Below are 15,201 nucleotides of genomic sequence, written 5' to 3'. Positions count from 1 at the left end.
AGCGCTAGGATGTACGTCCTTTTATACTTCTGTAAGGCTTTCATGTCTGACCCCATCTTTCTGATACAAGCTTTCGATGCCTCGCTCGACAGGTATATCTTCAACTGTGAAATCGAGGATCGGGAACCGGTCCAGCATCATCTTGGAAAGCCGCTGAAGGTCATGCTTATCGATCTCCATGACGGCATTCATGCCGTCATGTTGCATGATAGCGCCATAGTCGCTTAGCGCTTGCCTCGGCACTTCGTCCGTAAATTGCAGCTTGATGATCTTTTTTGCATGAAACAGCTCGTTCACACGCCGAAGATCGCCGTCGTATACGATCTTCCCTTGATTGATGATGATTGTTCGTTTGCATAAATCCTCAATATCCGCCATATAGTGGCTTGTCAGAATGACCGTTGCTTTCGTCTGCTGGTTATAATACTTCAGGAACTCCCGAATGCGCTTCTGCGAAATCAGATCGAGTCCGATTGTAGGCTCATCCAGAAAAATCACCTTAGGCCGGTGGATGAGCGACGCAATTAGCTCCATCTTCATCCGTTCCCCCAGCGAAAGCCTACGTACCTGAATATTGAGCAGATCTTTAACATCAAGCATCTCCGTAAGCTCATCCAGGACAAGGTTGTAGGGCTTATCCTCGACCTCATAAATGCATTTGTTCAGGTACAACGATTCGTTCGCCGGTAAATCCCACCACAACTGCGATTTCTGCCCCATCACGATCGAGAACTGCATCTTGAAATCTTTTTTTCGCTCCCAAGGGACATAGCCTAATACCGTCGCTTGCCCGCTTGTCGGATACAAGATGCCGGACAACATCTTAAGCGTAGTTGTTTTGCCGGAACCGTTCGGGCCTAAGAATCCGACCATCTCGCCTTGCTCGATTACAAGTGATATCTCGCTAACCGCTTCTTTGATCAGTGATTTCCGCTTCACTAAATTTTTTAGCGATTTTTTGAAACCCAATTCTTTTTCGTAGTAATTGAAGCTTTTGGATAAGCGTTCCACTTGGATAATGCTCACTGGTTCACCTCATTTATGCTCATGTAGAATAGTTAAACACCGTGCAAATGCAAGACACTGCACTTGGAACATGCCGGTGTCAGTCGTTCATCCATCATTTCCCTTATCCTTCTGTAGGTCATGCCGTGCCATAATTCCTGTACGGACGCTTCATTTAATTTGCCGATCTCGAACTCCTTAAAAAATTTGCATGCAACAATCGTTCCATCGGGCGTAATATCCATCCGGTTCGAGAGAGCCAGGCACTTCTTGTTCATCGTGCCTTTACTCTTCACCTCTTTGCCGAGCACGAAATCTTCGATCTGGTCATAATCCAGATTCGGCTGGTAGCGTAAACGCATTTTCCAGACCCGATTATTCACCCGGTCCAACTCGCTCATCAAAGCAGGGATACGCTCCGGATCGAGCTTGTAGTTAAAGGCGTGCCAGCTTCGTTCGCCCTTGTGCTCGCTCGCCGGAAGGAAGTCGAACTTCTGGTCAAAGTAATCGTCCATTCCCTGCGTGCATTCGTCCGAGATGTACCACGGGAAGCAGACCATGACCATATCTACACCGACGTCCTCCAGAAAGTCCAGCAGATCGTAAAGCTTGTCGGTCATAGCATCGTTAACGACGGTATGGATCGTAATTTTGCCCCTGAATCGGTTTTCCTTGCGCAGCTCGACTAGCATCCGAATAGCATCTATCGCCTTGTTGAATACCCCTTTGCCGCGAAGCGCATCATTCTCTTCTTCGAATCCATCAAGTGCAATGAGCAGCTCCAGATTGTCGGAGATTCTCAGCAAGGCGTCCAGCTTTCGCTCGATCAGCATCGCGTTCGTGCAGATCGTCGTCTCGCGAGGATGGGCTTCAAGCAAATCGGCCAAACGGTCGAAATGGCTGTATACGAGCGGCTCGCCGCCCCAGATATAGAGTCTCGACTTGGCTGGTTCCGTCTCAAGGATCAGCTTCTCCAGCAGCCCGTAGTCGAGCTGTTCCCGCTGCTGCTCCGGTGTCATAAAGTGATGGTAGCCGGTGTCGTTCCATTGATAGCAATGCTTGCAGCGCAAGTTGCATTGGTTCGTCAGTTTAATCCCGACCGACTCTGGCAACGGTGTCGCGTAACCCGCTATTTTCTCCATGTTCCGCTTTGTTTCCACCGTATTCTTGATAGTACGTTTCAATATTTGCAAATCCTTTGGGGAATGTTTAATCTCTGATTTTGGATTCATATCAACACACCCTTCTTAAACTTATTAGGTCATTCACATGAATCAATAGATATAATACCTTGAACAAGCCGTACAAATCGGAAGCATATTTTTTTTCATATACGCGCGATAATCTTTGTACTTGTCACTACTCCAGATATCTAGCAAACTCTCTTCGTTCACGTTGCCGAAGGTCAAATCGTAGAAGGCATGGCAGGGCGAAACGTCGCCCCTTGCCGTAATCTCCGCATAAACCCATGGAAGGGAGCACCGATTTCGTTTATCAGCCATCTGATGGAATTGCCCCGAGAAATAGTTACTCAAATTTTGTTCATCTATCGTCTTCGGATAGGTGATCACATGGATGCGGTTTTTCAAGCAATACGCTTTAACATTATTGAGCTGTCTCGTCAATTCCGGAATATCGATCTGGCTGAACGAACTGGTGTCCCCCCAGACCATCCCCTTGGCATAAGGAGCTTCATGCACGTCGAATTTGTCACTAAGAACCTCCACATATTGGGCATACTGCTCTTCCGTTGCATAGAGCTGCACTTCCATGCTGATATGGTCCAACATCGACAAGTCGATATGCTTAAAGAAAAATTCCTCAACGTACATATAGTTCAAGGGCGTAATGATAAAGGATACACCCATTTTCGGAAATTGCTTGCCCTTGCTTTCCCGAAGCTCATAAAGCTTCTCGATCCCCTTGATTACTTTCTTGAATACGCCTTTGCCTCTCTGCTTATCGTTGATTTCCTCAGGGCCGTCGAGCGACATCCAGATCTTATTTGGAGCAGTCTCGACAAGCATCTCGGCATGCTGCTCAAGCAATGTGCCATTCGTGGGGAAGTCCGCTTTACTTCCATAGTGATTGATCATGGCGAGAATGTCGCTCAGCCAAGGGTACATCAGCGGCTCGCCGCCGAAGAAATCGTAATACGGCTTGCCCGGGCTGCACTCGACGATGATCTTTTTAATGAGATCCGGATCCAGATGCGCTAACGTTTTTTTGCTTTTGTAGGGCCCTTCGAGTCCCCACTCATAGCACATCTTGCATCGTAAATTACACTCCTCCAACAGCTGCATGACGATCCATCTCGGATAGCTTGTCTTTGTCTTATCTTGGACGACACTCAATTTGTTTACGCTCATCGCATAACCCCTTCTGCCATTGAAATCTTACCCCTTCGTTAACGCGACTCTCGCACAATAATGATCCACATAATTCGTCCGTTCTCCGGGTCTGTTCATGATCGCTTGATGCATCTCCCTAAGGACCTCTACGGAAAAATCCATCTCCCGCCACTTCTCGTAGCGTATTCCGAACCCCAGTGATTCCCACAATTCCAAATTGCTAAGCTCGTGACTTCCGAACGGCTCCAGCAGAATAAGAGGTGTTTCGGATGCAAGCGAGTCGATTAATGTGCCCGCTCCCGGCTTGGCCACGATAGCCATCGCCTCCGAAGCGATATCGAATAACCAATGATGATCAACCTCAGCCGCGTATGACTTCGTGTCTTCTCCCGTTATTTCGATGTATGGCGGAAACTCGTGCAGGCCGTTCGCACTCTTCACCCATGCACACCATTCCGGATCATTCATCCAATATCGGTGATCGGGATCGGGCTTCGCTTCCTTCCAATCGTAAGCTACGATATCAAGCCCATAGTTATGGCCGGCAAGCTCTGGAATTGTACTTTGATAAGTGCCCATCCCCCAGCCGCCACCATGAACAACAAGCCGCCGCTTCCTTGAGTCGAAGGGCAGTGCCGTACGATGAAGAACTGGGATTTCGCATCGAATCTCCATCTTGTCAGTGTCATAGAGACAAGCATTGTAATAATACTCGTCATAGCGAGAATGAAACTTCTTCAAGCTCTTCCAAGACGGGGCCAGATCTGAATCGACGTAGAGCAGGTCTACATGAATTTGATTCGGCAGCATCTTCTCCCTATACAAATCCAGAATATAGATCCAGTGTCCGGATAACGATATGAATTCGTACCGGTCTTCCGCTTTCCACGCCTCCAGCAATAGCTCGACCTGGGCATAATCAATGCTGCCCCGGATATCCATCGGCATTCGGGCCGATAAATTGGCAAGTGCGAAATTATTGTGATAAGCCTTTCTGCTGTCTACAATATGATCCATCTTGTCTTGCTCCAAATAGCTTTCGAACACGAGCACTTCCGTCGCGATATCCCTTCTCTCGAAATCACTTGCAGCTAACAGACCGGGAATATAGAAACCCAGACCGAAACCCGAGCATAGAATCGTCACTTTCCGCTTACCCATAAAATTTCTTCCTCCATTCATGGCTTTAAGCGCTTCGGACTGCATCAGCGGGCGATCTTGAAGGATAACGACGACAGCACCTCCTTAACCTTAGCGGTCAATCGTTCGTTATCCCATTCCCCCTGGATCAACGAATAATATAATCTGCCTTTCACCTGCTTATTCCGGATCCCCTTGCACTCGCTGACGACTTTGTTAATAAGGAGCGTATTCGCGCTTAACGGTAAAATACCGAATCCTCGATCAGGCTTATATAGAACACCCTCGCGGTCCAGCGATTCAAGCAATTGATCGAATGATACATCGCATGCAAACTGTAAAGTCGCATGCGTCATGCTCCCGGCCGTGTCGTGCTTCTTCAGGTAGCGGTCAACGTAATGCTTGATCAGACTCATCGATCTTCTTGCATTCACCTCAACAATCGGAACGATGCGGCCGTCTGTCAACAGCATAGAATCGACGCATACGTCGCCGTGATAACCCGACCGATAAAGCTCGCGAGCCGCCCGTTTCATTACATCAAAATACTTCGCTTCCTGCAGCATATGAAGCAACCTATCGTCTGCTGTATAGGAGCCTTGGTAAGCGAAATTGCGATTAACCAACTGCTGCACTGAGATATGTCGGTAAGTACCGTCCGAATCGATGTGGAATTGGCAAGAAAAATCCAATTCCTTGCGGAGGAACGGCTCAATAATAAACCGAACCGTTTTTCCCTTGCTGCACTGATCGGCGACATAGGATGTGACTCGCTGCAAAATCGCTTCCGACTCGATCAGCAAATTCCCTTTCCCGGATACCCCAAACTCATCTTTGATCAGGAAGGGTCCTTGATTCAGCAAAGTCAAGCCGCTTGCCAGCAGCTCTTCGGGAGAATAGACCGTCTGGCTGTCACACCGAAGATCAAGGCGACGGTTCAATTCGGTTGAATACAGCTTCGAATTGACAGTCTGAACCGTTTCGATAGCTGGAAAATCCTGTTCCAGCCCGTAACGCGCTGCAGTACGATCTACCCCCGGAATGACGGCAAAGGGCGACAACCGGGCGCCGTCCAGCAAGTAGAGATCCATGTCACCCATTCGATCGGCTGATGTGAGCAGGTCGAATATATTGGCGGTTCTGCCTACGCTTCCTACATCAGGACTCTCGAGATCGGTTGAATTGGAAAGAAATTTAAATCCGATCTCATGCAAATACTCTTTATGGCAAACGTTCATTCGATAGCGAGTAATGAGCTTATCCTGCGCCTCGCAAAATGGGAAGAGCAGCTCATCCATGGCCATCACGATATTCTCCATTTCAGGATCGTGAAACGACGGCAGTTTGGCTAGATTAGGGTCGCGCCAGAAGCGTTCCGCGTCAAATGTCCCGATAATGAGCTCGAACTTGCGTCTATCGTTCATACAGGCGCTGTTTTCTGCAGCTCCGAGATATAATTGCAGAAGGTCGTTACCGACTCCATAAGATTGAAGTCGAATTGTTCAAAATCGATTTCAATACCGAAACGCTCTTCCACCTGTAGTACAAAAGTAATTAGCTGTAAAGAGTCCAATCCCCCGTCTTCCATGATGTTCGAATGCTCGTTCAAACTGTTTGCCAGTTGGGCGTCTTCCTTGATTTCGCATATCATCGCTATGATCTGTTCTTGCATAGGTACCTCCCGTTTAATGAATATATTGACCCTGGTAATAATGGATCGTTCTAGCGAGTGCATCATGCAAACTGATCGCCGGTTCCCAGTCCATAATCGTCCTTGAAATGGTAATGTCCGGCTTCCTTCTCCTTGGATCGTCTTCCGGCAGCGGGAGAAACTCTAACTGCGCGTTGGACTTCATTAGCTCCTTCAATATTTGGGCGACTTCAAGTATGGTAACTTCCTCCGGATTCCCCAAATTGACTGGCTGTTCATACGTGGTGCTCAGCAGTCTCACAATCCCTTCCAGCAAATCGTCGATATACTGAAAGCTTCTCGTCTGTCTGCCGTCGCCATAAATCGTAAGGTTTTGCTTGGACATGATTTCATTAATGAAATTGGTAATGACGCGTCCGTCATTTAAATCCATCTTCGGGCCGAATGTATTGAAGATCCGAATGACCCTTACCGGTATACCGTATTTCCTGTTCATCCAGTAGGTGATCGCCTCTGCATACCGCTTCGCTTCGTTGTAGCAGCTTCTTGCTCCAACCGAATTCACGTTGCCATAGTAGCTTTCCGGCTGAGGGTGAACAGTTGGGTTACCGTAGATCTCGCTTGTTGAAGCCAAGAAGAAAGCAGCCTGCTTTTCTTTGGCCAGATACAGCAGATGCATCGTCCCTTCGCTGTTGACCCTCATCGTTTCGATCGGATAGGACAAATATTTGGGCGGACTGGCAGGACTGGCAAAATGCATCACCCAATCGACAGGGCCTTCAATTGCGAGCGGATAAATGACGTCATGCTCGATAAACTTGAAATTGGGCGACCGTAAGAGATTGTCTATGTTGACAGTAGACCCGGTCAGAAAATTATCGACGCCGATAACGGTATGGCCTTCCCGCAGCAGCCTCTCGGCAAGGTTGGAACCGATGAAGCCTGCGACTCCTGTTAATACAATGAATATTATGATCCCCCCCCTTGCTTAAGGTTTGTGAAACCACTATTAATTCAATCGAACAGATATGGTTCTATGCATGAATCACAAGATGTTGGGTCAAATACCAGGAGAGATTCTTGAGGTGAGTGGATTCGCTGTGGTTGTGCCGGAAAAAAGCGCTTGAAGCAATGCGGATCGTTGAAAGACAAGAAGGCAATAGGCTGTCAGCAAACGGAATCTTTAATACAAGAGCAACGGTTTGGCTTACTCAACACGCTGTCTCCCAACGATTATAATCCCGGCATCACTCCTTCCATAAATATGCCCGGATCACCACGGGCTTCGCGCTAAAGCTTCTATTCGGGTGCAAGAAGAGATATCCACAACTGACATCATCTGCTCCCTCAACATTACTGAATAACTACCTTCTTCAGCCATCGTTCAAGGAATATGGATTCTTCATTTTCTATATTCGTAATCAGCGTTTGTAAGCTTTCGGAAATACTCGTATCCTTTGTCAAATTATATTTAATCGCTAGATTCACAAGGATCTTTGCCTGAAGTTCAATAGCTGTGAATTCATCTATATGCTCTTGATTTAATTCAATTAAATGCTGATTATCGTACAAGTACTTGAATCTTAGCGTCATTATCTTCTTATGATCATAAATTAAATGAAAGGGTCTTATATCAAGCATAGCCTTATTTTCCAATGTCTCTTTCGCATAATTAAATAGAGTTGTGTATATTTGCATGCCGAAGTCAAGATTATCCCTGTCGCCCCCATAGTTGAACATCTGCCAATACTCCGGCGTTTGCTTAGTGAAATAATTTCTTATAGAATTCACTAGGGTATCTGCACTGAATTTATCCTGATATTGATCATTGAATCTATACAGATAAACCATTTTTCTAAGATAATCATGATTGGTTGTTAGATGATTTGTGTCGAACGCAAGATTGAAATCAGTAAATGATATCTCAGCCTGACTATACACCCCGTTCTTAAAAAAATCGGAAACATACAACATCTCTCTATCCAAATCATAGCCGTAAACAAATATGTCATGATGCAATTGAAGTCTATTATAGCGATCGCTTAGGGGCACGTAGAAATAATTGACCATGGTGTGGACATAGTTATTAGCATTAATATTTTCTATAATAAAATGAATAACAGAGTCCCATTTAGTTGTTACAGTATCTCTATGTATCTTTTGAGTAGTAATCCATTTGCACGCATCCGAAGGCCGCAGCTCATAAGTCAGAGGGAAATAAAAATCTCCCCAATGATGTTTATAATCTTTGTTAATAAATAATTGAATATAATTGCTAAATATCCATGGGTGTGCGCACTCGTAATGGGTAAGTATGGACAAGAGATGAGCATGTTGCGTATAGGTTGTAATCATCGGATAACTGACCGGCAATATTTTTCTGCCTAACGTTTGAGTTGAATTCTTCAATCTTTCGTTCACCCCTCGTTATCTGGTTAAATAGCTTAAGGATTTCGAATCAGTATATCTCATTTAGCAATAAGCGCTTCGTGCTTGCCCTGTCCAGTTTTCCTGTTTTTGTTTTTGGAATGTTATCGATAATCCTCCATTCTCTAGGCACTTTATACGTTGACAAATGCAAGTTGCAATGTCGTGTCAGTGCCTCTATATCGATCAGGCATTCATTAAAAACTTTCAGAAATGCGATAGGCACTTCGCCTAACAGATCATCGTGTACACCAACAACCATGACCTCCTCCACTTCTTTCAAGCCGTACAAAAATTCCTCGATTTCTTCCGGATAGATATTGATACCGCCGGATATAATGATATTCTTCTTTCGGCCTGTGAGTATAAGACACCCTGATTCATTCCAATATCCCAAATCTCCTGTCTTTAACCAACCCTCAACAATGGTAGCGTTCGTTAACTCCGGGTTTTTGTAATAACCGAGCATCACATTCGGGCCCTTGACCCAAATTTCTCCGATAGCCGCTCCTTCAACCTCATTCTCTTCTTCGTCAACAAGACGAATAGAAACGTCATTTATGGGTGATCCACAGGATAGGCAGCGCTCTCCCCGTTCCATCATGGTCACCCGCGGAGAAGCTTCGGTCAATCCATAGGTTTGAATAATGTCCGCGTGAGGAAATACAGTCTGAAGATGGTCTACTAATTTCGCGGGAATCGCCGCACCGCTAATTACAATAAATTCAATGGAATCAAAGGCACTCCAGTTCTTTGTCTGATGGAAATCGGAAACAAAGTGCATCAATTGCGTAGGCACCGCTGAGAATGCCGTGACCGCCTTATTCTGAAACAGTTTAAACGCGGTGCGCGGCAGAAAGGGCAAGCTGATAAGTTTAATTCGGGTTCCATATAACATACAAGAAATCAATTGCGTGACAATCGTAGAACTGAAATGAACGGGCATCGTTACAAGAAACGAATCTTGTTCTGTATACCCCACCTTTCCGCCATGTGCCAACGCATTCGTTAATACATTCCAATGGGATAACATAACGATTTTAGATTTTCCGGTTGTGCCCGATGTAGGAAGGAGAATCGCACATTGATTGGGATCGGACTGATTGGTTAACGAGATCGATTCGAACGAAGGCATTGGTTCTTGCGATAAATCCTGAGCGGTAACCCAAGGTATGTCGCAATTTAAATGCGCTGGCTGTGCAGATTTGCTGATAACCAATTTGGCGTCACTGGCAATTAAAATATTTTCAATTTCAGTATTGGACGCCGAATAAGGAACCGGTACTAACACATAACCGCAGAATTGAATGCCCAGCGCCGCAAAAATGAACAAGGGCTCATTATTTGTGTATAATGCAAGATGGCTTCCGGACTCAAGCTCAAAATTCTTGTGGATATATAGAGCAATCAAATAAGCTTCTGTCATCACCTCTGCGTAAGTCCATTGCTGCTTTAGATCTTCAAGGATAATATGATCTTGGCGATCAGAGGCCTCCAGAAATAGACGCTGAATGATCGTCATCATAGCGTTTTCACAGTCAAATAATTAAGGATTAATCCAGCCGTGGAGAACTTCTCAAATAACAGATCTTCATCAGGGATCGAGATGTTAAACTTCGATTCCATTAAAACAATAAGCTTGATGAAGCCTACTGAATCGATCCCTTGGTCCAACAAACGGGTATCGTGGCCTTCCGGATACTCGATGTCCAGCTCAGCAAAAATTTCATCTCTCAAGATAGATTCTATTGATTTAGACATCATATTCCCCCGTTAGATAATCTTTAGAAAGGCTGATTAAAGAGGATAGTATACGTGATGAGCAAGTGAAAGTGATTTTGAAGAAGAATAAGTTCATAACGATGGAAAAGGTGAATTTGCACTGAAAGAGTTGTTTGCAGAGATGCTGCAATTCATGCTGGAGGTGGAATATGACACGGTTCATGTCATAAAAAGCTTGACGCGAAGAGTACAACGACGGAAATACTTGAGGGTTCCCTCGTCAACATCGCAAAACCTAAAGAAAAAAGCATTTTCCCAAGCAATGAAGCGTTGCTGAAAATGCTCTACAAAACTACGATGAATGTCACTCGTAAATGGACAGTGCGTGTACAAAACCGGGACTAAGTAGACCATCAACTCTCCATTTTCTTCCTCGACGGGATTGAACTATATTGCGTAAAGTTTTACTTGGTAGCGTTTACACTAGTAGATTTACGGCACCAAACGCCCGATATATTAAATATAATTACATATATGCCAATTGTCAACAGTTTTGAAAAAGCCCGTTGATGCCCTCTGGAATTCCATTCGTCATCTGGTTGTTTCTCTCATTTGTGATTGTTTCAAAATGTGTATGGTAAAGGGAAAATATAGTTAACGCAACCATTCCAGTCATAAAGAATACGCCCAATACAATAAACATTGTCAGAATGCTTCATAACCACAATGTCGAAGTGTTTTGTCTAGGGACTGTTAAGCTTACGAGGAAACAGACGAGCGGAGATATTGATAAGGAGAACGGCTCGACTTCAAACTGGAATCGCTCATGAACACGATACAGAATCACGTGTATCAGCGTCCAAAGCTGAGTTAATGAAGTTTGCCTCGCTTTGACGTCCAATCGAAATCAGTTATAACTCTAGCACATGGGTAAACACGGTTTCCAGTAACCTCTTTCATCCGTTCGGAAAGAGGTTACTGGTACGAAAGTCTGGCTGTTGGCCAGCGGCGAGCCACATGAAGATGATATTTTCACGAACCGCCCTACAAGGCTTCTCTACCCACATTTGGCTACAAGCGTGATGATAAGAAGCTTCTACTTGATGAGATCTATGCCCCTATAGTTCAAGAAATTTCACCTCTATCTGTATTAGGTTTAGGGTGTGTACAAAATCAGTAATTACTTCATTATTACAGGTAAAAAAAAGACACGGAAGAACAACTCCGTGCCTATATAAAGCAATTATCCCGTTTCACCGTACCTCAAATTGAAGGTCAACAAGTCTTTAAGCAGGCACTTCAAAGAATTATTCAAAAATTGAAGTTATTAGAGACGGTTCAGTCAAAGCCATACATTACATATTTCCCGTCCGCAATCCATAAGGAAGTTGGAACAACAAGAGGCGTAGGAATTAATCCTGCCCCTTCCATTTTAACATCGCCACCGATTCCACATGCACCGTATGCGGGAACATATCCACCGGCGTTACCTCCACGGTGCGATAGCCGCCATCTTCCAACACACGAAGATCACGTGCCAGCGTACTCGGATTACAGCTCACGTACACCACACGTTCCGGCTTCATCTCCAGGATGGTATCGAGCAAACGCGGGTCGCAGCCTTTTCGTGGTGGGTCAACAACGATGACGTCAGCTTCGATGCCTTGTTCTTTCCAGCGCGGGATGACATCCTCAGAGGCACCAACTTCGAACTTGACGTTGCGCATCTCGTTCAATAGAGCATTGCTCCGCGCATCCTCGATCGCTTCAGGCACGATCTCTACCCCGTACACCTGATCCGCATGTTGCGCGAGGAAAAGAGAAATCGTTCCTATGCCGCAATAGGCATCAATCACCGTCTCTTTGCCGCTCAGTCCAGCGTACTCTACCGTTTTGCCATACAGTACTTCCGTTTGCACCGGATTCACCTGATAGAACGAACGTGCCGAGATGGCAAACTGCACATCACCGATATAATCATAGATTACATCACGGCCCCACAGGACGCGGGTTTCATCGCCAAAGATGACGTTGGTCTGTTTTTTGTTCACGTTCTGGCAGATACTCGCCACATGCGGAATGGCTTCACGGATACTGCCAATCCATTCGTCTTTGTACGGAATGTCTCGACCATTCGTAACCAGAACAAGCATCATCTCGCCTGTACGGAACGCTTTCTTGACGACAACGTGACGCAGCAATCCGCGACCTGTCTCTTCGTTATAGGCGCTAATACCAAAATGACTGCCGATCTCTTTAACCTTTGCGACCACTTCGTCATTGTGCTCATGCTGAATGAGGCAACTCTCCATATCGATGATGCGATGGCTTCCTTTGGCGTAAAAACCACCTACCAGACCACCCTCGGTCACACCAATGGGCACCTGTGCTTTATTCCGATAGCGCCATGGCTCGTCCATACCCATCGTAGGCAGTACACGAATGCCCTGCTCCGTATCTTCTTCGTTCATGACACCTTCGAGACGAAAACGAATACGATTACTTCCAATCATCTGTGCTTCATTCGCCTCATCAACTGTGGCGTCATCTTGCGCGTTGGATGCCAACGTCTCCGCATCCTCCACCATCACGTTCAATTTGCCAATCCGTTGCAAATTATCTACGACCAACTGGCGTTTCCACGCAAGCTGTCCGGCATAGCTCATATGCTGGATCTGGCAGCCGCCGCACTGATCGTAGATCGGGCATGGCGCGGACACACGATCCGGGCTTGCTTTCACGATTTCCAGTAACTTGGCGTAGCCATACTGCTTCTTGGTTTTCATCACACGCACACGCACGGTTTCACCTGGAAGCGCACCCTGCACAAAGAGCGTGTATCCATTCGCACGACCTACACCCTCACCGTCATGGTTCATGCCAATGATGTCGATGACGGTCTCTTCATTTTTGCTAACGGGCAGCCCTTCAATTGGTGCAGATTCACGCGCTCTCCCCTTTGGACGAACGGCAGAAAGAGATGCGCCTTGTGGCCGCACCTCTTTTCCCTGCTGACGTGTAGATGGACGAGATGATTGACTTGGCTGACGGGACGCTGAAGCGTTCCCTTGCCCCTGAGAGGCAGCCGAATTCCGGCGGTTTTTTCCACGACCGCTGCGGTTCGTATTAGACAACGTACATTCACTTCTTTCTTCTTATATAGTATCACATCAAAAAATAACGTTCCGAATTTCTAATGAACTTCAGAAACGTTATATCATCATCGGATGGTGTTTTCCGACCTTTTTCGGTCATTTCTCCAAAATAACGACGCTGAGATTCGTTAAATTCGCAGATCCGGCGATTTCGCCACATTAAGGCTTTCTGAGTTCGTTAGCCGCCACCCGGGCAATCAACCAAACGCTACATTCAGCACGGTGTATCACATTGCAGTACGTCGAACTAGACCAGCACTCTTAACTTTCACTGTTCATGTTCACTCAATCACCACAATGTGCCCTGTATCCGCTCAACGTATGGTGACCACATGAGATTATACGCGATCCCACCGTACACAGCAACTGGAAATTGCACTTCCATCTCACCTTACGGCAGAGCTGTATCCAACTCTCCTCACCACTTGTGCGATGCTTTACAAAAACCACTGCGGCATTAACGCTTTCCGCAAGCAACCACATTCTCCGCTAAGTGCCAAGTTTAACGATACAACATCAGATGATGACGCAAATTCGTAAACGTAGCAGGTAGCGTGCCGCCCAACTCTCCATCGAGGTTCAGTTGCACATAACCTGGCGACGTAACTTCCATATGACTCGTCTGGAAATGAACCACTTTCTTGTCGTTCAGATGCTCCCCACGCAACGCGAGCGTTACGAGGCGAATCATATCAGCCAGATTACATTTGCGGACACCGATCACATCGAACAGACCATCATCAATGGTTGCTCCTGGAGCCAACTTCTCAAAACCCCCGACCGAATTGGTATTGGCGATGAGGAATAACATGAATTCATCATGGATCTCTTCCTGACCGTCGGCACGAATAATCAGCTCCTGTGGAGACAGACTCGCCATTTTCTCAATACCCTTCATATAATAGGCCAGTTGCCCAATCATCGTTTTCAGACGACTCGGCACTTCATAGGTCAGTTCAGTTAATGAGCCGCCACCGGCAATGTTGATAAAATATTTATCATTCGCTTTGCCCAGATCGAGCGGACGAAGTTGCTGGTTAATGACCAGATCCACATAATCCTCCCACTGTCTCGGAATGCCGAGTGCACGTGCAAAATCATTCGTTGTTCCCAAAGGGAACACACCCAGCGGAGGACGATTCTCCCGCTCAGCCATACCATTGATAACTTCATACAACGTGCCATCGCCACCAGCAGCAATAATCATGTCATATCCGCGTTCAATTGCCAGTTCAGCTTCCCGGGTTGCGTCACCTTCACCCGTTGTTGCGTGACATGAAGCTTCAATACCACCTTGATCCAAACGCTGCAAAATATCAGCCAGACGTTTCTTCATTTCTTCCCGGCCTGAGGTCGGATTATATATTAAGCGAGCTTTTTTCATCTCATACGCCACCTATTCCACATTATCCATGAGTCTAAACGACCTCATATTCTTACGTTGCATCAGTCCACAAAAGGGCATATTTTTTACAAAATAATGAACTTCCGTTAATGTTGCTCTAATCTTTCGTCTTACCTATATCTATGCATCAGGAATTCCGTCTCATTCCAAAGCCTTTAACTCCTATCATATCATCAAATGTAAAGATGTCCTAGCCTGTAATCCATAAGTATATTTTAACATATCCGTACCCACTAATCTGCCTATTACCCAATAAACCTCACGCACTGCTCCTGAATCTTCCCCACTACCTTTTATGTAAAATAGTCTCATTAATCAACCATTCTGCCCGCTTGGACAGGAATT

General features: G+C 45.9%; 12 protein-coding genes. All 12 read right to left on the bottom strand.

The features are described 5' to 3' along the window. Nucleotides 1-21 precede the first annotated feature (21 nt). A complete protein-coding gene (locus tag V6668_RS04095; RefSeq protein WP_338707761.1) occupies nt 22-1,026 on the bottom strand; it encodes an ABC transporter ATP-binding protein in 1,005 nt (334 codons plus the stop codon). Between the two features lie 32 nt (nt 1,027-1,058). Continuing rightward, a complete protein-coding gene (locus V6668_RS04090) occupies nt 1,059-2,237 on the bottom strand; it encodes a radical SAM/SPASM domain-containing protein (protein ID WP_338707760.1) in 1,179 nt (392 codons plus the stop codon). Nucleotides 2,238-2,279: 42 nt separating this feature from the next. Then, nucleotides 2,280-3,374 carry a radical SAM protein gene (locus tag V6668_RS04085; protein WP_338707759.1) on the bottom strand — a complete coding sequence of 365 codons (1,095 nt, stop codon included), beginning with the start codon at nt 3,372-3,374 and terminating at the stop codon, nt 2,280-2,282. A 27-nt stretch (nt 3,375-3,401) separates the two neighbouring features. Further along, on the bottom strand, nt 3,402-4,517 hold the full coding sequence (locus V6668_RS04080; RefSeq protein WP_338707758.1) for a UDP-glucuronosyltransferase: 1,116 nt from the start codon (nt 4,515-4,517) through the stop codon (nt 3,402-3,404). A 44-nt stretch (nt 4,518-4,561) separates the two neighbouring features. Next, nucleotides 4,562-5,734 carry a hypothetical protein gene (locus V6668_RS04075; RefSeq protein WP_338707757.1) on the bottom strand — a complete coding sequence of 391 codons (1,173 nt, stop codon included), beginning with the start codon at nt 5,732-5,734 and terminating at the stop codon, nt 4,562-4,564. A 182-nt stretch (nt 5,735-5,916) separates the two neighbouring features. Further along, a complete protein-coding gene (locus V6668_RS04070; RefSeq protein ID WP_036668367.1) occupies nt 5,917-6,168 on the bottom strand; it encodes an acyl carrier protein in 252 nt (83 codons plus the stop codon). Between the two features lie 13 nt (nt 6,169-6,181). Beyond that, nucleotides 6,182-7,111, bottom strand: a complete 930-nt coding sequence (locus tag V6668_RS04065; protein ID WP_211083169.1) for an NAD-dependent epimerase/dehydratase family protein — start codon at nt 7,109-7,111, stop codon at nt 6,182-6,184. Nucleotides 7,112-7,500: 389 nt separating this feature from the next. Continuing rightward, entirely contained in the window at nt 7,501-8,556 is a 1,056-nt protein-coding gene (locus tag V6668_RS04060) for a hypothetical protein (protein ID WP_338707756.1), read from the bottom strand. A 49-nt stretch (nt 8,557-8,605) separates the two neighbouring features. Continuing rightward, complete coding sequence (locus V6668_RS04055; protein WP_338707755.1) at nt 8,606-10,099, bottom strand: class I adenylate-forming enzyme family protein; 1,494 nt, start codon at nt 10,097-10,099, stop codon at nt 8,606-8,608. Further along, a complete protein-coding gene (locus V6668_RS04050) occupies nt 10,096-10,311 on the bottom strand; it encodes a phosphopantetheine-binding protein (protein WP_164783195.1) in 216 nt (71 codons plus the stop codon). The genes V6668_RS04055 and V6668_RS04050 overlap by 4 nt, the downstream gene beginning before the upstream one ends. Nucleotides 10,312-11,708: 1,397 nt before the next feature. Continuing rightward, nucleotides 11,709-13,430, bottom strand: a complete 1,722-nt coding sequence (gene rlmD, locus V6668_RS04045) for a 23S rRNA (uracil(1939)-C(5))-methyltransferase RlmD (RefSeq protein WP_338707754.1) — start codon at nt 13,428-13,430, stop codon at nt 11,709-11,711. Nucleotides 13,431-13,953: 523 nt separating this feature from the next. Continuing rightward, the gene (locus V6668_RS04040; protein WP_017690659.1) at nt 13,954-14,835 is read right to left on the bottom strand and encodes a diacylglycerol kinase; all 882 of its coding nucleotides are present in this window, start codon (nt 14,833-14,835) and stop codon (nt 13,954-13,956) included. Nucleotides 14,836-15,201: the final 366 nt, after the last annotated feature.

The sequence above is a fragment of the Paenibacillus amylolyticus genome (assembly GCF_036894225.1).
Classification (GTDB): domain Bacteria; phylum Bacillota; class Bacilli; order Paenibacillales; family Paenibacillaceae; genus Paenibacillus; species Paenibacillus amylolyticus.
The sequence above is the reverse complement of the archived record's forward strand: the minus strand, read 5'-3'. Positions and strand labels throughout refer to the sequence as shown.